Origin of the sequence: Nocardiopsis sp. CC223A, assembly GCF_030766825.1 — a bacterium.
Classification (GTDB): Bacteria; Actinomycetota; Actinomycetes; order Streptosporangiales; family Streptosporangiaceae; genus Nocardiopsis.
In genome coordinates, this window is the sequence record NZ_JASFDV010000040.1 from 32,204 (window position 1) to 56,590 (window position 24,387).

At 72.5% G+C, this 24,387-nt stretch carries 20 protein-coding genes; 8 read left to right on the forward strand and 12 right to left on the reverse strand.

All coding sequences use genetic code 11. From position 1 onward, the window contains the following. The first annotated feature begins 450 nt into the window (after positions 1-450). Both QJS33_RS17200 and QJS33_RS17205 read left to right on the forward strand, forming a co-directional pair. Positions 451-1,227: a hypothetical protein gene (locus QJS33_RS17200; protein ID WP_306369008.1), complete on the forward strand. Its 777-nt coding sequence runs from the start codon at positions 451-453 to the stop codon at positions 1,225-1,227. Between the two features lie 49 nt (positions 1,228-1,276). Beyond that, entirely contained in the window at positions 1,277-1,957 is a 681-nt protein-coding gene (locus QJS33_RS17205) for a hypothetical protein (RefSeq protein WP_306369009.1), read from the forward strand. A gap of 6 nt (positions 1,958-1,963) precedes the next feature. On the opposite strand, the gene QJS33_RS17210 is transcribed toward QJS33_RS17205, so the two are convergent. From QJS33_RS17210 to QJS33_RS17235, 6 genes are all read right to left on the reverse strand, one after another. Next, complete coding sequence (locus tag QJS33_RS17210) at positions 1,964-3,925, reverse strand: hypothetical protein (RefSeq protein ID WP_306369010.1); 1,962 nt, start codon at positions 3,923-3,925, stop codon at positions 1,964-1,966. A 159-nt stretch (positions 3,926-4,084) separates the two neighbouring features. Then, positions 4,085-4,936: an aminoglycoside phosphotransferase gene (locus QJS33_RS17215; RefSeq protein WP_306369011.1), complete on the reverse strand. Its 852-nt coding sequence runs from the start codon at positions 4,934-4,936 to the stop codon at positions 4,085-4,087. Continuing rightward, the gene (locus tag QJS33_RS17220; RefSeq protein WP_306369012.1) at positions 4,933-5,673 is read right to left on the reverse strand and encodes an AAA family ATPase; all 741 of its coding nucleotides are present in this window, start codon (positions 5,671-5,673) and stop codon (positions 4,933-4,935) included. The genes QJS33_RS17215 and QJS33_RS17220 overlap by 4 nt, the downstream gene beginning before the upstream one ends. A 9-nt stretch (positions 5,674-5,682) precedes the next feature. Continuing rightward, positions 5,683-6,591, reverse strand: a complete 909-nt coding sequence (locus QJS33_RS17225) for a radical SAM protein (RefSeq protein ID WP_306369013.1) — start codon at positions 6,589-6,591, stop codon at positions 5,683-5,685. Between the two features lie 31 nt (positions 6,592-6,622). After that, a complete protein-coding gene (locus tag QJS33_RS17230) occupies positions 6,623-6,796 on the reverse strand; it encodes a hypothetical protein (RefSeq protein WP_306369014.1) in 174 nt (57 codons plus the stop codon). Next, positions 6,793-7,158, reverse strand: coding sequence for a hypothetical protein (locus QJS33_RS17235; protein ID WP_306369015.1), 366 nt, complete (start codon positions 7,156-7,158; stop codon positions 6,793-6,795). The genes QJS33_RS17230 and QJS33_RS17235 overlap by 4 nt, the downstream gene beginning before the upstream one ends. Positions 7,159-7,486: 328 nt before the next feature. Between QJS33_RS17235 and QJS33_RS17240 the strand changes: the two genes are divergently transcribed. After that, entirely contained in the window at positions 7,487-8,584 is a 1,098-nt protein-coding gene (locus tag QJS33_RS17240; protein WP_306369016.1) for a DNA-binding transcriptional regulator, read from the forward strand. 12 nt (positions 8,585-8,596) lie between these two features. Further along, the gene (locus QJS33_RS17245) at positions 8,597-9,169 is read left to right on the forward strand and encodes an HD family hydrolase (protein WP_306369017.1); all 573 of its coding nucleotides are present in this window, start codon (positions 8,597-8,599) and stop codon (positions 9,167-9,169) included. Between the two features lie 136 nt (positions 9,170-9,305). Here the strand turns inward: QJS33_RS17245 and QJS33_RS17250 are convergent, their stop codons facing one another. From QJS33_RS17250 to QJS33_RS17265, 4 genes are all read right to left on the reverse strand, one after another. Then, positions 9,306-9,449, reverse strand: coding sequence for a hypothetical protein (locus tag QJS33_RS17250; protein WP_306369018.1), 144 nt, complete (start codon positions 9,447-9,449; stop codon positions 9,306-9,308). A 16-nt stretch (positions 9,450-9,465) separates the two neighbouring features. Continuing rightward, positions 9,466-9,657 carry a hypothetical protein gene (locus QJS33_RS17255; RefSeq protein WP_306369019.1) on the reverse strand — a complete coding sequence of 64 codons (192 nt, stop codon included), beginning with the start codon at positions 9,655-9,657 and terminating at the stop codon, positions 9,466-9,468. A gap of 167 nt (positions 9,658-9,824) precedes the next feature. Beyond that, entirely contained in the window at positions 9,825-14,828 is a 5,004-nt protein-coding gene (locus QJS33_RS17260) for a DNA repair ATPase (RefSeq protein ID WP_306369020.1), read from the reverse strand. Between the two features lie 11 nt (positions 14,829-14,839). Further along, complete coding sequence (locus QJS33_RS17265) at positions 14,840-16,924, reverse strand: SPFH domain-containing protein (protein WP_306369021.1); 2,085 nt, start codon at positions 16,922-16,924, stop codon at positions 14,840-14,842. Between the two features lie 200 nt (positions 16,925-17,124). Here QJS33_RS17265 and QJS33_RS17270 point away from each other — a divergent pair, with 200 nt between their 5' ends. After that, complete coding sequence (locus tag QJS33_RS17270; RefSeq protein WP_306369022.1) at positions 17,125-17,400, forward strand: hypothetical protein; 276 nt, start codon at positions 17,125-17,127, stop codon at positions 17,398-17,400. Here the strand turns inward: QJS33_RS17270 and QJS33_RS17275 are convergent. Next, positions 17,360-17,998 (reverse strand): OB-fold-containig protein, encoded by a 639-nt coding sequence (locus QJS33_RS17275; RefSeq protein ID WP_306369023.1) that lies wholly within the window; start codon positions 17,996-17,998, stop codon positions 17,360-17,362. The genes QJS33_RS17270 and QJS33_RS17275 overlap by 41 nt on opposite strands. A 430-nt stretch (positions 17,999-18,428) precedes the next feature. Here QJS33_RS17275 and QJS33_RS17280 point away from each other — a divergent pair, with 430 nt between their 5' ends. Beyond that, positions 18,429-21,410 carry a BTAD domain-containing putative transcriptional regulator gene (locus QJS33_RS17280; protein WP_306369024.1) on the forward strand — a complete coding sequence of 994 codons (2,982 nt, stop codon included), beginning with the start codon at positions 18,429-18,431 and terminating at the stop codon, positions 21,408-21,410. A gap of 75 nt (positions 21,411-21,485) precedes the next feature. Here the strand turns inward: QJS33_RS17280 and QJS33_RS17285 are convergent, their stop codons facing one another. Continuing rightward, the gene (locus QJS33_RS17285) at positions 21,486-21,659 is read right to left on the reverse strand and encodes a hypothetical protein (protein WP_306369025.1); all 174 of its coding nucleotides are present in this window, start codon (positions 21,657-21,659) and stop codon (positions 21,486-21,488) included. A 204-nt stretch (positions 21,660-21,863) separates the two neighbouring features. Here QJS33_RS17285 and QJS33_RS17290 point away from each other — a divergent pair, with 204 nt between their 5' ends. Further along, on the forward strand, positions 21,864-23,111 hold the full coding sequence (locus tag QJS33_RS17290; protein WP_306369026.1) for a helix-turn-helix domain-containing protein: 1,248 nt from the start codon (positions 21,864-21,866) through the stop codon (positions 23,109-23,111). Further along, the coding region (gene argH, locus QJS33_RS17295; protein ID WP_306369027.1) for an argininosuccinate lyase at positions 23,108-24,387 on the forward strand (1,280 nt) is incomplete at its 3' end. The genes QJS33_RS17290 and argH, both read left to right, overlap by 4 nt.

Consider the following 24,387-nt stretch of genomic DNA (forward strand, 5'->3'; position numbering starts at 1 on the left):
TCCTCGTAGAGCGTCTTGAATTCATCCGCCTGTTCGGCAGGCCTATAAAGCCCGTAGGGCATGGAAACCCTGGAGCTTGGCGGAGGTCGCCTGGTAGCGCTCGTTCGGCAGGCCTATAAATCCTGTAGGGCATGGAAGCGGCGACCGGCTGCTTCGCGTTCTCGCCGAGGTTCGGCGGATGTGAAGAAAGCGGCTACGGAATTCGTGTTTCGGTTCTCCCCTTGCAGCCCACGTTTCTCCCACTCCGGTCACGTGGTCCCGGCCGCATTGCCCGATGTCGTCCCGGGGCGGTCCGCGAGGTCGTGTCCCTTTCCGGGGAGGCCGACCGCCCGCCCACCGGGTTGAGACGCTTTTGAGACTCCCGGCGCGGGAAAGGCGGATACCTTCGGGAATCGCCGTGGGCGGGACGCACACGGGGGACCGAGTCGTGATCAGCGGAGGGGAATCCACATGGGCAGGCGACGCGCACCGCGTCTGACCGCGCTCGCCTCGGCGGCCGTGGTCGCCGTCGGCGCGGTGACCGGGTGTTCGGCGGACGCGGGCGAACCCGGAACCGCCCCGGACACCCCGGACGCCGGGGTGTCCGCCTCCCCCGCCGGGGGCGGGGAGGCGGGAACACCGGAACCGTCCGGTGCGTGCGCGCAACGGCTGGTGGAGCCGGACGAGCCGATCCCGGGGGAGGTGTTCGCCGAGTGCCTGGTGGACGCCACCAGGGTGGCGCAGACCTCCCGGTACACCACGACGTACCCGGACTCCTCCGCCACCGGGCCGCTCAGGATGGGCGACACCTTCGAGGTGTACCTGACCGCCACCGACGGGGCGGAGGTCTTCATCAGGGATGAGCAGGGCTGGATGAAGGTCCCCGGCGGCGGCTGGGTCGAGGCGAACGCCGGCGGCACCCCGGAGCAGGTCATGGCCGACGCCGTGGTGCAGGCGTACCTGGGGTTCACCGACCCGCGCGTGCAGGAGCAGTTCTTCGCCACCACGGAGTGGGAGCCGGTGACCGCCGACCCGGAGACCGTGAACGGACTCCAGGCCATCCGCTACTCCGGCGACCCGGTGTTCGGGGAGGTCACCTTCGACTCCTACGAGATATGGATCGACGACGACTACCTGCCGACCCGCATCGTCGCGACCGTGACCATGATGGGCGTCACCCAGACCGGCCAGCAGGACTACGAGGACTGGGGCGAGCCGGTGGAGATGCCGGAGGCCCCGCCGAGTTGACCCCGGACCCCACCACCCGGACACCGAGCCATCGCAGAAGGAAGAACCGTTGACGCTCCACCGCCTCACCCTCACCGTGCGCGCCGCCGCGGTCGCCGCACTCCTCCTGCCCGCCGCGGTCGCCTGCGGCACGGGGGACGCGGCCGACGACACCGCGGCATCGGCCCCCGCGGCGTCCTCGCCCCCCGGGGTGGCCCGGGACACCGGCACACCCGAGGAGATCGCCGAGAGCTCGCCCCCCGCCGCGCCGGAGGGCATGTCGGCCTTCGACCCGGAGGCGATACCCGTCTCCGACGTCCCCCTGGGGGAGTTCCCCTACCTGGAGATCCCGGAGGGCTTCGAGAACACGAACACGGAGATCCCCATCTCCGTCTCCGACAGCGTCCCGTTCTGGACGGGCGACGACCTGGAGTGGGTCGAGGGCAAGGTCTACCAGTCACCCATCTTCGGGGAGGGGAGCGGTGAGTTCTCCCGGCCGAACCTGCTGGTCGCGGTCGAGTCCGCGGTCGACGAGCTGGGCGGTGTCCTCGTCGCCGACTCCCCGATCCCCGGCACCCTCGTCGAGACGATCCCCGACGACCTCAGGGTCGACTACGTCGACGGTTTCGGGGACATCTACAACGACCCGGTGCAGACCTACGTCATCCGGCGCGCCGACAGCATGATCTGGATCCACCTCTGCTCCAACTCGGCGGGTGCGGGCTGGATGATCGCGGAGTCGGCGGCCTGACCCCCGTCACGCCGCCTGCGCGGCGAACCCGGCGGCCAGGACGGCGAGTCCGTGCCGCAGCCGCCGGAAGTACGTGGCCCGGCTCAGGTGCAGGCGGGCCGCGGCCTGCACGTGTCCGTCGCACCGCTCCAGGTAGTAGGTCCGCAGCACCCGCCCGGCCTCGGCGTCGGTGGGCGAGGGGCTCTCGGTGAGCGCCCGCACGGCCTCGTGCAGCCACGCGCGCAGGCCCGCGGCGTCCGCCATGTGCGGCGCGGCGAGCAGCGGGCTGCGGGCCAGGGCCACGGGGTCGCCGATGTGCCGGAGGGCACGGCCGATGAGCCGTGGATCGGGGAGGGGCGCGGCGGTCGGGGCCGCCGCGCCCTGGTCGGCCAGCCGGTCGAGCCACATGGGGAGGTCCTCGGCGGCCATGTCGTTGCTGAAGACGCGGGGGTGCTGTCCGCATCCATAGATGTCGTCGCGGACGGCCCCGTGCGGACGGAACCGCAGACCGCCCAGGAGCCGCCGGTAGTCGGGGCTGGCGGTGGAGACGACGACCCGGCCGTGCTCGACGCCCAGCGTCAGGGTGTGCCGCAGGAGCTGGGCGTGGACCATCGGATCGGGGCAGAAGGCCGCGCCTACGAACAGGCCAGCGGGCTCCCCGTCGCCCAGCGCCCCCTCCGCGTGCTGTTGGAGCAGCGGCTCGACACCGGCGAGGGTCCGCTCGCCGATCACGGTGAGGTTCGCGACCCCGACCGGTCGGCCCTCGTCGTCCCGCGCGATGACGAAGTCGGCCGTGCCCTCGCCGAGCCACCGCTCGGCCAGGCGGTCGGAGCGGCGGGTGTCGAAGCCGCTGTGCAGCGCCCACTGGTGCATCAGCCGCCCGACGTCGTCGGCGTCGGCGGCCCCGGCGGGCCGGATCACGGCCGGTGACGGCGCCATCGGCCGCAGGGTCCGGCGCACGGACGGGTCGTCGGCGAGGAAGAGGCCCTGTTCCACGAGGTGGGCGCGTTCGGCCGGGGTGCGCGCCGCCCGCAGTTGGGCGGCCCGGTAGCCGGCGGCGCGGCCGCGCAGGGCGCCGTGGTCCACGGGGCGGCGCCACCGGTAGGCCAGCTCCATCACCTCGCGGTAGGGGTCGGGCAGGGCCAGGCCGAGGACGGTCCGCCGGACCAGGCTCAGCCCGGCGAGTGCGCCGAACAGCTCGGGCCCGGTGTTCAGCAGCCGTTCGTCGCCCGCGCCCACGGTGGCGAGCAGCCGCAGGGCGTGCTGCCAGCGGCGTCCCGGCAGTTCCCGGCCGAGCCGCTGGAGGATCTCGCCGGTGACGTGGTCGGCCACCGCGCCCGGCACCTCGGCGGGCGCCCCGTCGTGCAGGGCGCGGCAGGCGGCCGCGGCGAGCAGCGGGACACCGGCGGCCAGCGAGGTCACCAGGGCGCGCCCGGCCGGGTCGTCGATCCCCGCGGCGGTGGCCAGCGCCTCGATCTCGGTGTCCGGCAGCGGGCGGGTGGTGACGGCGGCCGTCTCGGAGTCGGTCCAGGCCGGGTGAGCGAGCAGCGGTCTGCGGCTGAGCACGAGCACGGGCGGGTGGTGGCCGGTCCGGCGGTCGAGGGTGTCGCGCAGCGCACCGAGGTCGCCGCGCCGGTCCGCGTTGTCGACCACCAGGAGGTCGGCAGAGGGTTCGGCGAGCGCACGGGAGAGGTCGTCGAGCGCGCCGGGGCGGTCCAGTTCGACGCGGACCACGGAGCCGAGCCGGGCGGCCAGCCGGGTCTTGCCCGAGCCCACCGGGCCGGTCAGGTTGACCAGCCGGTGCGCGGCCACCGCCCGCCGGAGCCCGGCGAGCTGCGTTCGTCCGGCCAACGCCGTCCCGCCGGATCCGCCCGCCCCCGGGTCGCCGCTCCCCGCGGCGCGGCCGGGGCCGGTCGCGTGTCCCCGCCGCGGTGCGGCGGTCTCCTCAGGGGTGTGGCGGTGCTCGTCGGTCGAACCGTTCAGGGGCACGGTCGCTCCTCGCGTGCGGGGGCCGGTGTCCACTGTGACGGCCGGTCCGCGCACCCGGTTCCGCACTGCCGGATCCGGGCGTGGACCGCGTACGGAACCGCTTCGAGTAGGGCGGCCGGGCACATGGGCGTGGTGCCGCCGACGTGAAATCGTTCCTGATCATCCGGGGTGAGCCGTGGTTCGACCCAGGAGTTCTCGCGCCCGCTGGTGCAACAGGGGTGCGACCGCGAGGTCGTCCCCGCGTTCGATCCGGAGCAGCGAACGGGCGATGACGAACAACTGCGCTCGCACCCCGTCGGGGGTGTCGAGTTGATCGGCGAACACTCGGTACACCTGTTCGGCGGTCTCGGGATGGGTGAGGCTGTGGCAGTACAACGTCGCGGCGTCGAGTCCGGCCGGGGCGCGCCCCCAGAGCTCCCAGTCCAGGATGCCCGGTTCGGGGCCGAGGAGGTTGTTCCAGTGCAGGTCCGCGTGGGCGGTCCGCCAATGGTTGACGGTCGGGTCGACGGCGTCACCGAAGAACACCGACAGGCGCCGCGTAACGGTGTCCTGGTCGACGGCGACCCGGGTCGTGTCCTGTTCGGCCAACCGGTCGAGTGCGCCGAGCAGGTCCGCCCACCAGCCGTCTCCCACCTCGGGTCGTCGGTGGAGGAACGGGGTGGGTGAGCAGACGTGTCCCGGAAGCAGTGTGGCCGCCTCGGCCCGCACCCGTCGGGGCGGGTCGTCCCATTCGGCGACCTCGACGACTTCGGGTCGCGGAACCCCGGAGAGGGCCGAGGCATCGGCGTTGCCGGTCCAGACCCGCCCGTGCGCCCAACGAGGGAACTCGGTGGTGACCCGTACCCACAGGTCGCCGTGCGGGCCGCGCGCGGCTGCGCCGATGGTGCGATCACGCCACCCGAACACGGCTTCGCCGACCGGATCGAGACCGAACCTCTCGACCGCCTGCGCGAGCAGGGTCCGCATATGGTCGCGATGGCGCTGGTCGGCGAGTTCCAGAGCTGTGGTCATGGGTCGACGATATGACGCAGGTACCGCCCCGGGTCGGCCATGTAACGGCGCCAGTGGTCGACCATCTCCAGGTCCTCCCACTTCGCCCGACGGGCGCCGTGCTCGCCGACCTCGACCACGTCCGCACCGGGAAGAGCGGACAGGATCGGGCTGTGGGTGGCGCAGATGATCTGTGATCCGGACTCGGCGAGATCGTGCATGAGCCCGACCAGCCGCAGGCACGACATGAACGACAACGCCGCTTCCGGCTCGTCCATCAGGTACAGGCCCGGCTTGTCGAACATGGCGTTCAGGATGATCAGGAAGCCCTCACCGTGGCTGTGCTCGGCAAGGTCCTCGTCCCAGTAGCCGTGCATGCCCGAGACCGCCTCGGCGAACCCGAACGTCGTCTCCGCTCGGAGGAAGTAGCCCGTGCGGGCGCGGCGCCCGGCGCTCATCTGCCGGGCACCGCGATGGGTCAGGTCCAGGCGCAACCGCTCGCCCAAGGGCGTCTTGGGACGGTTGTTGGCGTACTTCCGCCCGGCGCGGCCACCACGCGCGTCCAGACCGTAGGCTTCGGCGATCCCCTCGACCAGGGTCGACTTACCCGACCCGTTCTCGCCGACCAGGAACGTCACCGGTGCTCGGAACTCCAGGGGTTCGGAGAGCAGGCGGCCGACGGCCGGAACCGTGTAGGGCCAGACGTTCGGATCCTGAGGGTCGGGTCCTTCGGGGATGTCGATGCCTTGGACGAACACGCGTATTCCTCATCCCTGGTAATCGGGCGCGCAACCGCCGGTCGGGGTACAGCCGGTCGGAGTACAGGCCGGACTGCATGAGGGCCCGCACTGAGGGTCGCACATGTTCGGTACACACGGGATGGTCCGAAAGTCCACCTGGAGCCGCCCCACGACGGCGACCATTCGGTCGCCGGCCATGATCTCGCCGAGGGACTGTTCGCGCACGTTCCCCACCGGAAGCCAGCGGGTGAAGACACACGGCCACACCTGTCCGTCCGGGGCCACGACCAGGTTGCCATGGGCGCATCGGCCGCACAGAACCGAGGTGTCCGGCTCGGTGCCGGCCGAGGCGCCGCGGCCGACCCCGCGCAGGTCGTCGTACCGGACTTCGCCGAGGTTCAGAGCGCCGAGTTGGGCGCGTGCCCGATCGCTGCGCTGAGACTCCAGGACACCGATGACACCGGCCCGCAAAGGGACGTTCCGGTTACGCGCCTCGGTGATGTTGGAGAGCGTGCGTGCATGTGCGGGCCGCTTGGTGATGGCCGCGTGTTCGGCGGGGTCGTCGGAGTACCAGGACGTCGCCAATCGAACGCCGGGACGCGCGAACACCTCCCACAGGCGTTCGGGGACGTGGACGAGGTTGCTGAACACCTCTACCTCAAGTCCCTGATCGAGGGCGTGGGCGACCAGGTCGGCGAGGTCCGGGTGCAGGGTGGGTTCGCCGCCGATGAACTGCACCAGGCTCGCGCCCGCGTCGGCGACGTCGCCGATCACGCGCCGCCAGTCGTCGGCGGTCATGGCGCCGTGGGTACCTTCGGGGCCGCTGTCGGCGTAGCAGTGAGTGCACGCCAGCTGGCACTTCCCGGTGATCTCCAACCAGACGAACCGCAGAGGCGGCGGAACGGCCGGGGTAGGAGTTTCGAGGGGGGTCGTCATGGTCGTCGGCCTTTCGCGTGGGCGGGGTCGGTCAGTCGCCGAAGTCGTAGTCGATGCCGCGGCGCCGGTCTCCCAGGAGCGGCACCCCGGCGGCGCGCTGGGCGGCGATGCGCTCACCCTGGCGGCGGACCGCGGCCTTCTCCTCCTCGGTGAGGTCGTCCGGAACGGGGTCGTCGGCCGGGTCGGTGTACCGGGCGCTGCTCATCGAGCGTCCTCCTGGCCTTTCAACGGCCGACCGTCCCAGCCTTCGGGGTTGCGCATCCGGGTTTCGAGTGCTCCGGGCGTCTCCTCCAACAGGGGCGGCTTGACACCGTCGAGGAGGGAGGTGGCCATCCAGTACTGCTCCGTCCGCCACACCCGCCACCTGCCGATGAACTCCGCTTGGAGACGCGCGAGTTCCTGGGATTCGAGCTCGGCCGGCAGCCCGGCCGGGGTCTTGGCCGCCAGTTCGGTCTCACCGCGGGTGGCGTGCCAGGGGCCGTGCCGGTGCCCGTCGCGGTTGATCTCCCAGTCGGGGTGGTCGGCCGCGATCTCGATAGTGGACGGGTACCCGTGTGGGGCGGTCATCACGGTTTCCTTCTCGGGGTGTTCGGATGTTCGGCTGCGGCAGGGCAGCGGGGGTCGTTCCGCAGGGCGGGGCCGGGGGGTCTGCGGCGTACGAGGCCGGGTGAGGCGGAGGAACTCGGCCCAGGTGAGGGGTTCGTCGGCGTTCACAACTGCTCCTCAAGTCCGTTCGAGAGCTTCCGATCGGGCGGCGTCTGACGACCGACGTCGGTTCCGCTCTTGCATCTCTCACCACGAAGCCCCTTCTGTACTGTGGATACGACGCTACGCACCGCACTCGCACGCCAGTAGTGACCGCCAGTACGGGTATCCCGCCCGCGAGGAGGCTCCGATGCCGATGCCCCCTACCCGGACCCCGACCACCGGTCAGGGAAAGCCGCGCGGCGGCATCATCTCCGGGTATGTCCTCCGGGTCGTCCGCGAACAACTCGACCTGTCCCAGGACGAGATGGCCGAGCGCCTGCGTGTCTCCACCGACACCGTTTCCGGATGGGAAACCGGGCGACGTGCACTGACCGCAGTCCCCGTGGGGCAGATGCTCGTTCACCGCCACCGACTTCTCCGTATGGGTGCGCGACCGACCTTCGTCGATGTACTGGACAAAGCGATGGAGGCGGACGTCCTCCTCGCCAGCGCCATCGACGAAGACACGAACGGTTCACCCCTGGGTGCGTGGGTGATGCAGCGTGACCTCGTGGAGATACTTGCCTGGCCGCTCACTGGGATCCCACCGGAACCGCTGCGCGACGTCCCTCCTCCACGACGGCCGCGCCGGGGACCGGTCCCCGGCGGGCCTGAGATCACTCGAACCGATAGAGAACGGTTGTTCGCCAACCTGCGCCGCGCCGCCGAGAACGCCACCGATCACGACTTTCTACTGCGCCGCCAAGCCCTTTACCTGGCCGGATATGACCACAGCTCCGATGCCGCCTTCTGGCTTGCCGAGCAGCAGCGCCGTCCGTCCCCCGATGATTGGCTGTCCCGTTGGCTCGCCTCCCGGTCCGTGGCGTCTGTCGCCACCCGTTACGGGGACACCGACCGGCTCGCCCACTTCATCGGCTCCACCCTGGTGGACGACGACCGAGGAGAGGCCGCGAACCTCAATTACTGGGCGTACTGGGTCGGCGAAACCGACCTGGAACTTTCCGACGGCTTCATGGCGTCCGGCCGCACCGGTGCCTGGGAGGGCCGTCGCCTATTGCGGCATCTGATGGACCGGCTCGCTCCCGGCCACGGGTACCTGGATCTGTACGCGCACACCCTGTGGTCTCTGCTGGCCGCACGTCCCCGCCTGCTGGCCTCCGAACCCGGCTCATCGGAACGCCTGGCCGTCGCCGTCGGGGTGTTGTTGGATGGCTCTGATACCTCGGCGCAGACACGCCGGGAGTTGGACGGCATCCGGTATGCGATCCGCCTCGCGAAGGCGTAGAAGGACAGGATCATGAGCGATGAGACCACCCGGGCCGCTCACCTTCTCTACGAGGTGGGCACCCTGAAGAACCAGCGCCGGACCGGCTGGTGGATGGCGGGTGTGCGCGATCCGGAGTCGGTGGCCGAGCACTCCTGGCGGACCGCGCTGATCGCCTCGGTGATCGCCGCGATGGAGGGCGCCGACCCGGCGAAGGCCGCGCTGATCGCGGTGTGGCACGACACCGGGGAGACCCGCTCAGGGGACATCAACCATCTGGGGCAGAGGTACTTGGAGTCCAAGCCCGACCCTCGGGGCATCGCTGTCGACCAGACGGAGGGGCTGCCCGGGCGGGTGGGGGAGGTGGTGCGCTCCGCTGTCGCCGCTTATGAGGAGCAGGACTCTCCGGAGGCGCGCTGTGCCAAGGACGCCGACAAACTGGAGTGCCTGTTGCAAGGGGTGGAGTATCGAGCACAGGGGTACACGGCGGCGCAGCGTTGGATCGACGGGAGTCTGGGGCGGATCAAGACCGCGTCGGGGAAGGCATTGGCGGACGCGGTGTTGGAGCAGGGGTCGCTGGACTGGCTGTACGCGGCGATGAGGTGACGAGGTGGGCGCCGGTCCCTTCGGTGATCCCGGCACCCGGGCCGCCTCCACCCCCGCACGCTGAATCAGCGGTCGGCGCGCACGCGAACGCGGCCGAACGACCCGTGCCTTCCGGGGAGGGAGGCCGCCGCGGCGATCAGCGCCCGGCCCGGCCCTCGTCGACGGCGTCCAGGGCGTCGGAGACGGTGGCGTCGGCCCGGGCCGTGCGGCGGGCCGCCTCCACGGCGTCGGCCAAGGCGGGCTCGTAGGCGTCGTGTGAGCACGGCGTAGGAGTAGGCATGAAGGCATTTGTGCCTTCAAGGCGTCCGGGTGTGGATGCCGGACCGGTAGTCGGCCAGGGGGACCGGGCGGCCGCGGGGCGGGTACTCCTCGGCCGTGCGGGCGACCACCTCGCCGACCCGGGTGTCGTCGGGCAGCTCCCGGACCTGCGCGTGCGGGTGGACGTCGTCGCCCATCGACACCGAGTCCCGGTCCACGACCGCCTTCATGCGAGCCCCTCCCGGACACGGTCCCGGAACGCCTGGTCCACCCACCGCGGTCGGTCCGGGCACCGCCCGCACCCCGGTCGCCGCGTCCGGTCCCGGAGCGGCGACCGGACGCGCCGCGGGGCCGGGCGTGTGCCCGGCCCCGCAGCCGTGTCCACCACCGGTCCGGGTCAGTCCCGGTCCAGGGCGCTGCCGATCTCCCCGACGCGGTCGGCGAGCAGGCCGATCGCGCCGATCGCCCGGGTCATCGGGTCGTCCTCGGCCCCGCCCAGGGCGCGGCTGCGGCGGAACGCCGCCTTGACCTGCGCCCACCGGTCCTTCTGCTCCGGGGTCATGGTCCCGCGCAGCTCGGCGAGCTTGAGCAGGTTGGCCTCCGCCCCCGAGGTGAGCGTCTGCGCCTCGCCCAGGTAGTGGTCGTCGATGACGGCCTCCACCTCGGCGTCGTTCATCACCGGCACGATCTTCTCCGCCAGCCGGTTCATGTTCCGGTACGAGCCCTGGAGGCGGAACGGCGGCTCGGTGCGGGCGTCCTCCGACTGCGCCGCGGAGGCGATGTACGCCTGGTTGTTGGCCAGCACCACCTCCTGCACCCGCAGCAGCTTGCGCAGCACCGACACGATCCGCTCGACCTCGACCGCCGAGTACGGGTGGCTCATCTGGTCGACGGTCACCGACTCGTCCCCCCGCGCCATCCGCACGAACCGGTAGATGTCCTCCCGGTCCCGGGTGGACAGCGGCGCCAGGGTGGGGTTGAAGGTGAGCGCGTTCTCGATGTAGCTCAGCGAGAACAGCTCCTCCTTGCCCGACAGCACGTCGCCCAGGTTGTACACGTCGGCGCGGTTGGCCAGCATGTCCGGGATGCGGAACCGCTTGCCCTGCTCGGTGTACGGGTTGCCGGCCATGCACACCGCGAACCGCTTGCCGCGCAGGTCGTAGGTGCGGGTGCGCCCGTTCCAGACGCCCTCCATCTTGCGCTGCCCGTCGCACAGAGAGATGAACTTCTGGAGCAGCTCCGGGTCGGTGTGCTGGATGTCGTCCAGGTACAGCAGGGTGTTGGTGCCCATCTCCAGGGCGAAGGAGATCTTCTCGACCTCCTGCCGGGAGGTGGCGTCGGGCGCCTCCGCCGGGTCCAGGGAGGTGACCCCGTGCCCCAGGGCGGGCCCGTTGACCTTGACGAACACCAGCCCCAGGCGGCTGGCCACGTACTCCATGAGGGTGGTCTTGCCGTAACCGGGAGGGGAGATGAGCAGTAGCAGGCCGCTCTGGTCGGTGCGCTTGTCGTCGCCCGCGGCGCCGAGCTGCTTGGCGAGGTTGTCGCCGATCAGCGGCAGGTACGCCTCGTCCAGCAGCCTGTTGCGGACGAACCCGCTCATCACCTTGGGCTTGTACTCCTCCAGCCGCAGCCGGTCGCGCTCGGCGGCCACCAGGGCGTTGCGCCGCTTCTGGAAGTCCCGGTAGGCGGGCACCTCCTCCAGCCGGAACCGGCGGGTGCGCGGCAGGATCTCGTCGAGCCGCACGTCCAGGGACCGGTCCCGGACCCGGGGGTGCGAGCCGAGCAGGCCGGTGACGGTCTCGTGCACCGCCGCGGACGACTCGTACCGGTCCACCTTGGCGAGCGCGATCGCCGTCGCCTCGGGCAGGTCGCCGGGGTCGACGTCGTCGCGGGTGGCCGCGTACGCCTCCAGCCACGCGCCGACGAGCTGGTGCCGGGCGGCCAGGTCGTCGCCGAGCCTGCGCAGGTCCTCCTCGAAGGACTTGCGGGTGGTCTCGCGGGTGCTGCCCAGCGCCCGGGAGAACCGGTCCAGCAGGGTGCGCGCACCCGCCCCGGACACGAAGCCGCGTTCGGTCGGCCCGTCGGCGGCCAGCTCCTCGAACAGGTAGTCGCCGACCAGGTCCAGGTCGGCGTCCTGGTACAGCCCGGTGTCGGTGAGGAACGCGTCCACGGCCCCGGCGATCTCGGTGCGCAGCGCGTCGATCGCCGACGACCTGCGCGCCCCGAACACCGCGCGGGCGCGGGCCAGCGACGCCGCCCGGGTGGCCCAGGCGGTCTGCCGCTGCGGGTCGGCGCCGAACGCCCAGAACAGCTGGGCGACCGCTCGCGCGTGCCCCGGGTAGCGCAGCAGCCCGGCACCGGTGTGCAGGCGCAGCAGCGACGACAGGATCTTCGCGGCGTCGTGGTCGTGCACGCCCCGCTCGTACCCCTCGTCGTAGCGGGACTCGGCCGCCTCGCGCACCAGCGCCAACAGGGAGGACCCGTTCTCGCCGTGCAGCTCGGCCTCGTGCAGCCGGGCCAGCCCGTCCGCGCTCTCCTCGGCCGCCGCCAGCATCGACGTGGCCAGGTACTCGGCCCGGTACACCTCGGGGCTCTCCGACACCAGCAGCCGGTCCCACAGGTGCCGGGTCCGCGCGAACTCCGGGTCGGTCACCGGCTCGCGGAAGTCGGTGCCGGTGATCGCCACCGCCATCTCCCCCTGGAAGGGGGTGAGGGTGAGGTCGATCGGCTGGGTGTTGATGGCGAACCGGTGCCTGCCCAGCCGGATGGTCTCGCCGTCGTACAGGTCGGTGCGGTCCTGGAGGGCCCGCCCCGCCTCCTGCCGGGCGGCCAGGATGCGGCCCTGGAGTTCCTCGGCGCGCACGGTGTCGCCGAGCTCGCGCATCTCGTCGGCGGTGCGGCGCAGCCGCGCCACCATCGCGTCGGACGCGAAGTAGGTGTTGACGTCCTCCAGGGTGGACAGCGACGCCACCCGGCGGTGCACGCCCTCCAGCACGCGTTCGGCGGAGGCCGCCAGCCGGTCGGCGCGGCGGGACCGCTCGTCCACCAGCGACTGCTTGCGGGTGGAGAACGCCTCGTACACGTCCTCGCGCTTGTCCGACAGCTCCCCGAGGAAGTCCTCGAACTCGGCGAACCGCGACTCCAGGTTCTCCAGCTGGAGCATGATCCGCCCCAGCTGCTCGTCGCAGCGCTTGGGGGAGTCGGCGGCCGCCAGCGCCCCGGTGATGGCCTGCCCGAGCAGCGCGAACTCGGCCGCGAACTCGGCCCGGCCCTCCAGGGCCAGCAGTTCCCTGCGCCGGGCCTCCAGCGTGGCGCGGGCCCGGTTGATCCCGGCCAGCACCTCGCTGATCCGCTCCAGGATGCGGGTGCGCACCTGGGCGTCGCCGATCTCCAGCGACCCGATGACCTCGGTGACCGTCTGGAGCCCCTCGGTCTGCGCGGCGATGCGCTCGCCCACGGCGGTGGCCGCGCTGACCGCCTCGATGGTCTCGGCCTCCTCGACCAGCCGCTCCACCTCGGAGTGGTAGCCGTCGAAGGCGTCCTCCTGCTCCAGGAACGCCACGGTGCGGCGGCCCACGGAGCCGATCTCCTCCTCCAGGGAGCGGTCCAGCTCGGCGAGCCGGTCGGCGTCCACGTAGCGCATCTCGCCCAGCGTGGCCGCCTGCCCCTGGGAGCGGCGCAGTTCGGTGAGCCGGCTGATCCAGCCCTCCGCGGACCGGGGGGCCTCCCCCCGGGAGGTGCGGATGAGCGCGGTCGCCTTCTCCTGCGCCGCGGCCAGCGCCTCCGCGGCCTGGGCGGTGAGCGCCTGGACGGTCTCGAACTCCTCCAGCACCCGCTCGGCGGTGGCGCGCACCTGGGCCAGCGGCCCGGCCAGGTCGCCCAGCTCCTCCTCGCCCAGCCAGTGGAACCGGTCCGACACCCGGCGGCAGGCGGCGATGAGCGCCTCGAACACCTCGGTGGAGGGGCTCATGTCCTGGGCCATCCGCGCCACGGACAGGCAGTCCGACACGCCCCGCACCAGCTCGGCGTTGCCGACCCGCTCCAGCGGGCCGTTGCCCACGGGTTGGGCGGCCGCGTACTCGTCGGACACGAACGGGGTCTGCCACACCTGCATGGGGTGGACCCGGGTGGGTTCGCCCGACGCCTCCCGGAACACCGTCATGGTGCCGTCGTCGAACAGCGAGTACCCGTGGCAGACGATCGGGTTCGCGACCTCCTTGCGGATGGTGTTGTACGACAGCAGCAGGCTGCGGCCGTCCGCCCGCGAGTGGAAGACGTACAGCACGTCCTCTCCGTTGGGCGAGCGCACCACCCGCTCGAACTCCAGGTCGGCGACGTCGGTGTCGAACGTCCGCGCCACCCCGGTGGCCAGGTAGTAGCCGCCGGGGAAGATCAGGCCCTGGTCGTCGGGCAGCCGCTGGCAGGACTGCCCGATCCCGTCCAGGCGCAGGACGTCCTTGGTGTGCCGGTTGAAGACCAGGTGCCGCCACTCGGTCTCGTTGTAGGGCCGGACCCGCAGCAGGATGAGCGGGCCCACCTCGGCGTAGAACACCGACGCGTCGGCCAGGCTCTGCAACGCCTCGTCGACGGGCTCGCTGTAGATGCCCTCGCCGACCTCGGTGTTGTTCTCGATCTTGATGGTGAGGTCGCCGCCGACCGTCTCCACGAACAGCTCGTCGAGGATCGAGATGTGCGGGTGGCGGCCCGGCACGTGGTCCTCGCGGGTGGTCTCCACCCACGAGAACTCGTGCGAGGGCGGGAACACGTGGTCGCGTTCGCCGCGCTCGTCGAGGTAGGCGATCTCACCGGTGGGGGACACCGTCCACCGCAGCACCCGCACGTCCTCCGTCTGCGGGCCGATCTGGAACACGGCCAGCAGCCGGTCCTCGACCTTGCGCAGCTGGAGGAGGCGGGCGTCGCGGTAGTAGCGGTAGAGCTGACCGAAGTCCTGCCGGAACCGCGCGTCCTCCAGCAGGCCCGGGAGGGTCCCGGCGGGCGCGTCGGTGAAGGAGAACCCGTCACCGTCGTGCTCGTAGCGGTGCAGCGAGAACACGTCGGAGACGTGCGTCTCCCGCTGCATGCCGATGAAGACGTTGTACCCGAACAGGATGGTGTCGCCGCTGCCACCGGCCCCGTCGGGGCCCCCGAGGGAGCCGCCCACGCTGACGATGTCCCGCGGCGTGCAGTTGTGCTCGGTGCGGATCCGCTCGGTGCCGAGCAGGGTCAGCTCGGTCCCGCCGAACACCTCCAGCCGGCGGGTGTTCAGTTCCTCTGTACGGCGGGCCAGCTCACCGGTCTGCTCGCGGAGCCGGGCGCGGAGCACCTCGTAGGTGCCCGCGTCCAGCGCCTGCTCGTCGACGGTGTCCGGCCCGGGGCCTGCGGTCTCGGGGGCCTCGGTCACGGACGGCTACCTCACTGCTTCACGGCGTTGGCGGGGGCGAGTGCGGTCACCGGCAGCTGGTCCAGGCCCATGGAGCGGGCCGTGGTCAGCAGGCCGTTGAGCCTGCCGCTGTCACCCTGGCCGCCGTTGATGAGCTTGAGCAGCAGGGCGGACACGGTGAGGTTCTTGACGTCCTCGGTGTCCAGCGACGCCACGACCTTCTTGATGTCGCGGACGAAGTCGCCCTCGCCGTTCAGCCAGCTGCCGCCCAGCGTCTGCATCGTCTCGGAGCTGCCGACGAAGCCGTCCACGGCCTTGCCCAGGCCGATGGAGTTGACCATGCGGTCGAAGAACACGCCGTCGCCGCCGACGATGTTGATGTCGGCGTTCTCCAGGCCGGTGGCCAGCACGGTGGCCTGGGCCTCCGCGACCTGGCGGTGGACGTCGATCCCGGCCAGGCGGACCTCCTTCTCGGCCTCCAGGCGCAGGCGGTACTCCTCGTGCTCGCGGCTGACCTGGTCCAGGGCGGCCATGGCCCCGGCCTTGTCGGTGAGGCCCGCGGCCTCGGCGCGCAGCTTGGCCTCGATGCCCTCGGCCTCGGCGAGCATCTTCGCCTGGACGGCCCTGGCGTCGGCCTCGGCCTTGAGGCGGGAGACCTCGGCCTCGGCGGTGCCGACCTTCTCGATGGCCGCGGCGTCCTGCTCGCGGACCTGGACGTCGGCCAGGCCCTGGGCGGCGGCCTCGGCCTGGATGCCCTCGGCGAGGCGGATCTTGGCGCGGGTGTCGAGCTCGGCGGCCTGCTGGCGGGCCTCGGCGAGGGTCAGTTCCTCGGCGGCCTTGTGCTTGGCCGCGGCCTCGGCGGCCTCGGCGGCCTTGATGTCCTTGACCAGGCGCTCCTGGGCCTCGGCCTCGGCGTGGATGATGATGGCCTGGCGCTGGCGCTCGGCCTCCTCGACCGCGCGCAGACGCTTGATGGCCTCCTCCTGCTCGGCGACGGTGCGGTCCACGGCGACCCGCTCGCGGATGACGTCGGCGACCTCGCGCTTCTCGGCCTCGACCTCCTTGTCCTTGGAGATCCGGCTCAGCTCGGTCTCGCGCTCGCGGCCGATGACCTCCAGCATCCGGTCCTTCTCGATGCGCTCGGTCTCGATGGCGATGACGCGCTCGCGGTTCTTCTCGGCGACCGCGATCTCGCGCTGCTGGTTCTGGTGCTGGACGCCCAGCGACTCGGAGGTGCGGATGTTGGCGGTCTCGGACTTGAGACGCTCCTCGGCCTGCACGCGGGCCGTCTCGGCCTCCTCGCGGGCCTTGATGATCTCGATCTCCCGCTTGGCCTTGGCCGCCGCCTCCTCGCGCCGCTTCTCCAGCTCGGCGAGGGTCTCGGAGGTCTCGGTGTTCTGGCGGTCGATCTCCTTCTTGCGGTCGTTCTCGAAGGCGTTGGTGCGCTTGTGCTCGGTGGCGGTGCGCTCGGTGATCTTCGAGATGCCCTGCGCGTCGAGGATGTTGTTGGCGTCGTGCTGGTGCAGCGGGGTCTGCTCCAGGTAGTCGATCGCCACGTCCTCCAGCACGTAGCCGTTGAGGTCCTGGCCGATGACCTCGACGATCTGCTGGCGGAACTCCTCGCGCTGGGTGAACAGCTCCTCGAAGTCGAAGCGCTTGCCGACGGTCTTGAGGGCCTCGGCGAACTTCGCGTTGAACAGCTCCTGGAGCGTCTCGGGGTTGCTGGCGCGCTCGGTGCCGATGGCCTTGGCGACCCGCTTGACGTCCTCCTCGGTCTCGTTGACCCTGATGAAGAACTTCACGCTGATGTCGGCGCGGATGTTGTCCTTGCAGGTCAGACCGTCGCGGCCGCGGCGGTCCAGGTCCAGGGTCTTGACCGAGATGTCCATGTACTCGGCCTTGTGCAGGACCGGCAGGATCACGGCACCGGTGAAGGTGACCTGGACGTGGCGCGTCTTGGAGATGATCAGCGCCTCGCCCTGCTTGACCTTCTTGAACATCTTCAGGATGAAGAAGAGCAGGAGGACGAGGACGAGGAGGGCGATACCCAGGGAGATGCCGACGGTGAGGAACGCCGCGTCGGCGGCCTCTCCGGTGGACGGGGCGCTCAGCAACACGTATGGGGGCCTTTCTGCGATCGACCGGGCGGGGCCGAGTGGCCGGGCGGGGCGGTGGGAGCGGGGTGCGCGGAGTCCGCGGTGCTCCCGGGAGGAGGGTTCGTGGGGTGGGACGCGGAACCCCGGCCGACGGTTCCGGGTCCCCGGGGGGATCACGTCCGGTGGTCGCTTCGCGACCCGCGGTGAAGGGTCTCACTACGATGGCTTTCCGCCGGTGGGCGGCCCGGTTCGGGGCCCGGGCGGGGTTCCGGGTCGAGACGGCCCGCGTGATCGCCTACTACGAGGCCCCCGGCGCGCTGGCCTTCCTGGACGGGCTGCGCCGCGAGGCGCACACCCGCCGGGGTCCCGGCCATGAGCGCACGCGGGCGGCCGACGGCCTCCACGCGGAGGTCTTCACCGCGTACCACGGCCGCCCCCCCGCACTGAGGCGCGCGTTCAGTCCTGGCCGGGGTCCAGGGCCGGGTCGAAGCGGGTGACCAGGAAGACGTCCTGGTCGTCGCTGCGGTCGAAGATCAGTGCGGTGCTGCCCGGCGGCAGCACCTCGCCGCCGATGGTGCGCACCGGGATGGTGATGGCGGCCCCGCCCGCGGTGGTGATCTCCGCGTGGCCGAAGCCCCCGTCGGCCGCGCCGATCCGGATCACGCAGGTCCGGCCCACCAGCTCGTTCTCGGACGAACCCCTGGGCTTGGGCAGGAACCGCTGCACGGCCATGACCGCGCCGCTGGTGAACGCCCACGCCGCCACGACGGCGATGACGAGGACGACCGCGCCGAGCGCCCAGAGCAAGGCGCCGTCGGGGTCGAGGAGACTGGTCACGATCCCGCCCATCATGCTCACGAACCAGGCGGAGAGCACCAGCAGGGTGATCTCCACGGCCACCGGGGCCTTGCCCAGCCCCACCCGCCCCAGGGCGGCGCTCACGCCCACCGGATCGCCGTCGGCGTCCACGGAGTCGAGCATCTCGGCGTCGGCCAGGCCGACGGCGGCCACGATCCAGTAGACGACGATGACGAGGAGCATGGGGGTGAACAGTACGGTCGGGAAGCCGAAGGCCGTGCTGAGAAACAGCCCCACGCGGGTCACGCTCCTTCGTGTCCGTCCGGTCCCCGGCGGCTCTCGGGGGAGGGTGACCGTCGGAACGGGGACCGTGCCCGGAACTTTATCCAACGTCCCGGTCGAACGCGGTCCGGGGGGCCGGGGACCGTGGCCGGAACCGGTCAGCGGGGAAGTGCGTTCCGTCGTGGTGCGTATGGGATCCGGTTTACCGTGAAAATTGCGGTCCCGTGAACATTGAGGTCGGCCGGGCCGTTTTTCCGGCCGGGGAGCGCGGGCCGAAATTCGTCGGATGACTTTTCCCCGCAGTTCTCACTATCCGTGTTCGGGTGATCGGTATTCGTGTTCGCGTTTTTCGCGGCCGGTAAACGGAGTGTGGCGGCCCCAAAGCGCCCTCCCCTAGGATCACCCTGATGACGGAACCCGACGACGGAGGGCTCGGATCAATCTCGTGAGCGATGGAGGCGACCTCCCCCGCGTCTTCTTCCGCCTTCTCGGACCTCTTCAGGTCGAGGTGGATTCCGGGCAGGTCCGTATTCCTCCGGGCAGACAACAGGTCATCCTCGCCGCACTCCTCCTCGAAGCGGGCCGGATCGTTTCCACGGACTATCTCGTGGACGCGATCTGGGACGAGGACCCGCCCGAGACCGCCCGCACCCAGGTCCAGATCTGCGTCTCGCGGCTGCGCAAGAGCCTGGCCGCCACCGACGTCGCCCTGGTCACCTCGCCCCCGGGCTACCTCCTGCGGGCCGACCGGGAGCAGGTCGACGTCCACCTGTGCGAACTCCTCGTCGGCCGGGCCGACGAGGCGGCCGCGCAGGGCCGCGGTGCGGACGCCGTCGCGCTGCTGCGCCGCGCCGCCTGGCTGTGGCGCGGTCCCGCGCTGAGCGGCCTGTCCAGCCCGCTGCTCAGCCCCAAGGCCGCCGGCCTGGAGGAGAACCGGGTCTCCGCCATCGAGTCGTACCTGGAACTGGAGCTGGGGCTGGGCCGCCACGACCGGCTCATCGGGGAGATCGACGGCCTGGTCCGGCAGCACCCCCTCCGGGAGCGGCTGCGCGGGCAGCTCATGCTCGCCCTCTACCGCTCCGGCCGCCAGGCCGAGGCCCTGGAGGTCTACCGGCGGGGCCGGGAGCTGCTCATCGACGAACTCGGCCTGGAACCCGGCAAGGAGCTGCGCGCCCTGGAGGCCGCGATCCTGGCCGGGGAACCGCTCTCCGCGCCGGGGCCCGAACCCGGGCCCGCGCCCCCCGCCCGGCCCGCACCCGCCGCCGCCGAACCCGAGCGGACCCCCGCGGCGCCGTCCGAACCCCGCGAGGCCCACCCACGGCAGCTGCCCGCCGACACCGCGGACTTCGTGGGCCGCGAGGAGTGGATCACCTCCGTGGAGACCACCCTCACCCGGCCCGGCAACCGGGGGCGCGCGGTCGGCGTCGCCGTCATCGTCGGCCGCCCCGGGGTCGGCAAGAGCTCCCTGGCCACCCACATCGCCCACCGGCTGGCGGACACGCACTTCCCCGACGGGCAGCTCTACTGCGACCTGCGCGGCAGCCGCGACGACCCGCTGGACAGCTCCGAGGTGCTCGCCCGCTTCCTGCGCGCCCTGGGCATCCCCGGCCAGACGATCCCCGAGCACCGCGACGAGCGCGCCGAGATGTACCGCAGCCTGCTCTCCGACCGGCGCGTCCTGGTGGTCCTCGACGACGCCGCCGCGGAACGGCAGGTCATCGACCTCCTGCCCGGCGGGCCCGGCTGCGCGCTGGTCGTCACCAGCCGCTCCCGGCTGACCGGGGTGCCCGGCGCCAACCTGGTCGAGCTGGACGTGCTCCCCGAGGAACAGGCCCTGGACCTGCTGCGCCGGGTGGTGGGGCCCGAGCGGATGGCCGCCGAGCCGGCGGCCGCCGCCGCGCTGCTGCGCACCGTGGGGCGGCTGCCCCTGGCCCTGCGGATCGTCGCCGCCCGCCTGGCGGCCCGCCGCCACTGGTCCCTGGCCTCCATGGTCAACCGGCTCGCCGACGAGCGCCACCGCCTGGACGAGCTCTCCCACGGCGACCTCACCGTGCGCGCCAGCCTGTCGCTGAGCTACGACGGCATGGACGCCGCCACCCGCCGGGCCCTGCGGCTGTTCGCCCTGGCCGACGGCCCCAGCCAGCCGGGGTGGATCGCCGGGGCCCTGCTGGACGACCGCCGGCGCTACCCGTCGGACCTGCTGGAGCCCCTGGTCGACGTGCAGATGCTCGACGTCACCGGGTTCGACGCCGGGGGCGAGCCCCGGTACCGGTTCCACGACGTCATCCGCCTCTTCGCCCGCGAACGCCTGGACGAGGAGGAGGCGGGACCCGAGCGCACGGCGGCGGCCGCCCGCCTGGTCGGCGGCTGGCTGGCCCTGGCCGACGACGCCAACGTGCGCATCCGCGGCGGGGACCACCTCTTCCACCACGGCACCGGCCCGCGCTGGCGGCCTCCCGGGGCCCTGGCCGAGACGGCCCTGCGCGACCCCATGGGCTGGTTGGAGTCGGAGCAGACCAACCTGTTCGCGGCCGTCTGCCTGGCCGCCGACCACGGCCTGGACGAGCTGTGCTGGAACCTGGCGCTGGCCCTGGTCCTGATGTACAACCGGCGCGGCTACTCGGAGGCCTGGGAGCGGACCAACGAGCGGGCCATGGCCGCGGTCCGCGCCGCGGACAACCGCCCGGGGATCGCCGCGATGATCTCCTCCTACGGCTTCCTCTACCTGGACCAGCGCCGGTTCGCCGAGGCCCGCGGCGCCATGCGGGACGCACTGGCCGCGTTCGAGGAACTGGGCGACGTGCAGGGCCGCGCCCAGTGCACCCGGGAGCTGGCCTACCTGGACCAGTTCGACGGGGACTACGAGAACGCCCTCACCCTGTGCGCGCGGGCCTTCCGCGACTTCGAGTCCATCGACGACCTGGTCGGCATGGGGCGCGTGCTCACCCTGAGCGGGCACATCCACACGGTCACCGGCTCCGTCGACGCCGGGGAGGCCGACCTGTCCTGCGCCCTGGCGCTGTACGAGCGGACCGGCGATCCCCGCAGCCGGGCCCAGGTGCTGCGACGGATGGGCCAGGTGGCACAGGCGCGCGGCGACGACCGGGGGGCGCTGCGCATCCTGACGGAGGCGTTCGAGCTGGTGCGCGACCTGGGCGACCCGATCGGCGAGGGCTATCTCCTGCACGACCTCGGCCGGGCGAACGTCCGGCTCGGCCGCGCCGAGGAGGCCCGCGGCCTGCTGGGCCGGGCGCTGGCCGTGCGCGAGCAGATCATGGACCGCCAGGGCGGAGCCCAGGTGAGCATGGACCTGGCCCGGCTGCTGGCGGACCTGGGGGAGACCGAGCAGGCGGCCGAGCTGGAGGCGCGCGCGGCGCGCTTCACCTCCGGGCGCGAGGGCGGCGGCGCGGTGGCCGCGGCGCGCTGAGCCGGCCCCCTCCCCTCCCCGTACACGCGGAACGGGGCCGCCCGCGGGCGGCCCCGTTGTTCCGTGTCCGGGTGGTCACGCGTCCCAGGGGTCGCTGGCGGTGCAGTTCTCCTGCCCGCTCTCGCAGGCGGTGGCCGCGGTGGTCCCGGTGGTCCCGGCCGCCGCGGCGGAACCGGTGAGGACGATCGGTCCGAAGACGGCGGTGGCGGCGACGGCGGCGGCGACCAGGCTCTTCAGGATGGTGTTCATCGGGGGAGTCCTCTCCGGAAGTTCGTTCTTTCGATGAATCCGAAGGTAGGAACGCGCGGCATCCCCGCGGGACCGTTCCCGCTATCACGCCGCTATCCCCTTTCCCCGACCCGGTTAGCCGCACGGGTGCGGCCGCGATAACGCCCGTCCGCACCATGGTCCCCGTAGACGGCGGAGTATCGCGGAGCGGAAAGGACAACGCCGATGGAAGGCTTGGAAGAGGACCGGGGTTTCGACCACCTGGTCCTGCGGTACCGGACCAGAGCCGGCCTGACACAGCAGGAACTGGCCGATTTCTCCACCATCAGCGTTCGCGCCATCCGCGACCTGGAACACGGCCGGGCGCAGCGGCCCCGGCGGGACACGGTGCGCCTGCTCGCGGACGCCCTGCGGCTCAACGACCGGGACCGCGGCCGGCTGGAGGCGGCCGCGGGCCGGACCTCCGGCACCGATCTGCGTATCGGCGCCTCCGGTGCGGCCGTCCCGCCCCCGGCCGGCGCCGTGCCGGTCGGCCGGGTCGACGAGGCGGACACCCTGACCGCCGACCTGGGCACCGCGGGCCGCCGGATCATCACCCTGACCGGCGCCCCCGGGGCGGGCAAGACCACCCTGGCCATGGAGGTCGCCGGCCGCCTGCACCGCCGGTCGGACCTGCCGGTGCTGTGGGTCGGCCCCGGCGGGGCGGGGCACCCCGCGGTCCCGGAGGCCCTGTACGGAGCCGGCGGCCGGGAGGCCCGCGAGCACCTGGGGGCCCTGACCGGCTCCATCGGGGACGCGGAGGCGCTCCTGGTCCTGGACTCCCCCCGGCCGACCGCGCCCGACGCCCGTGCCCTGGCCGAACTGCTCGCCGACTGCCCCGGCCTGCGCGTGCTGTCCACCGCGCACCGCCCGCACCGCGTCCCCGGGGAGCAGGTGTTCCTCGTCGACCCGCTCCGGGAGGAGGACGCCGTGGAACTGCTGCGCGGACTCCTGGCCGCCGCCGGGGCCGACACCCCCGACGGCGACCCCGGTCCCGCGCGGATCTGTGCCCTGCTCGACCACCTGCCCGGCGCCCTGCGCACGGTGGCGTCGTGGGCCGCCGTCTACGGGACGGCCACCCTGCTGGAGAGCCTGCGCGAGAACCCGCTGCCCCTGCTGGCCCCGCTGGACCCCGGGAGCGGCGACGACCTGGCGGCCGCCCTCCGCCGCGCCCTGGCCGACCGCGACCCCCACGAGGAGGCGGTGCTGGAGGTCCTGTGCCAGGCCCCGGACGGGGAGCCCGCGGACACGCTCGCCCAGCGCGCCGGACTCGGCCTCGCCGACTGCGGCCGGGCCCTGATGTCCCTGGTGTCCGGCGGCCTGGTCCGCCGCCTGCCGGACGGCGCCCGGTCCCGCTTCCACGCCCTGTGCCTGGTCCGGGCGGTACGCGGTGCCCAGGGCCGGTCCGAGGAGCGACGGGAGATGGCGCTGTGAGCGACACCGGACGACTCACCCGCGGGCTGCGCCCCGGTACCCGCAGGATGCTCTTCGAGAACGGCGCCGACGTGACCGGCGACCTCCTCCTCATCAGCGAGGTCGACCTCGCGCACCTGGTGATGCTGGAGCGCACCGGCCTGATCGACCGCGCCCGGGCGGCGGCCCTGGCCGACCGGATCGGCGCGATGCGCGCGGACGGGTTCGCCGACCTCCTCGACGCACCCCGGCCGCGCGGCCTCTACCTGGCCTACGAGGAACACCTCATCCGGGTGCTGGGGCCCGGGGTCGGCGGCGCCCTGCACACCGGCCGCTCCCGCAACGACCTCAACGCCACCACCACCGCGATGCGGCTGCGCTCCCGCTGCGCCGACCTGCTCTCCCAGGCCCTGCGGCTGAACGCCGTGCTCCTGGGCCGGGCCCGCGCCCACGCCGACGTCGTGATGCCCGTCCACACCCACTTCCAGCCGGCGGTGCCGATCACCTACGGCCATTACCTGCTCGGCATCGCGGAGGCGCTGGGGCGCGACGTCGACGCCCTGGCGGCGGCCGCCCGCGGGCTGGACCGCTGCCCCCTGGGCGCGGGCGCCGTCGGCGGCACCGACCTGCCCATCGACCCGGCCCTGACCGCGGACCTGCTGGGGTTCGACAGCCCGGTCCGGCACTCCGTGGACGCGGTGGCCTCCCGGGACGCCCTGCTGCGCGTCCTGGGCGCGGCCGCCTCCCTGGCCATCACCCTGAGCCGCCTGGGCACCGACCTCCAGGTGTGGAGCAGCGGCGAGTTCGGCTTCGTCCACATGCCCGACCACCTGGTCGGCGGCAGCTCGGCGATGCCCCAGAAGCGCAACGCCTTCCTCCTGGAGCACCTCAAGGCCAAGGCGGGCGCCGTCATCGGGGCGTGGACCGCCACCGCCGCGACGCTCTCCTCCACCCCGTTCACCAACTCCATCGAGGTGGGCACCGAGGCCGTCGCCGTCGCCAAGCCGGGCCTGGAGGCGACGGCCGACGCCGTCCGCCTCGCCCAGGTCCTGGTGCTGGGCGCGGCCCCCGTCCCCGGGCGCATGGCGCGCGTCGCGGACGAGGGGTTCACCACCGCCACCGCGGTCGCCAACCACCTGGTCCGCGAGGGCACCGCCTTCCGCGCCGCCCACCACGCCGTGGGGGCGGCGGTGCGCGAGACCCTGGACCGCGGCGGCCTGCTGCTGGAACGGGTCACCGTCGACGGTGTCGAGCGGCCCGTCCCGCCCCACCTGTCCGCACCGGCCGCGGCCGTGGC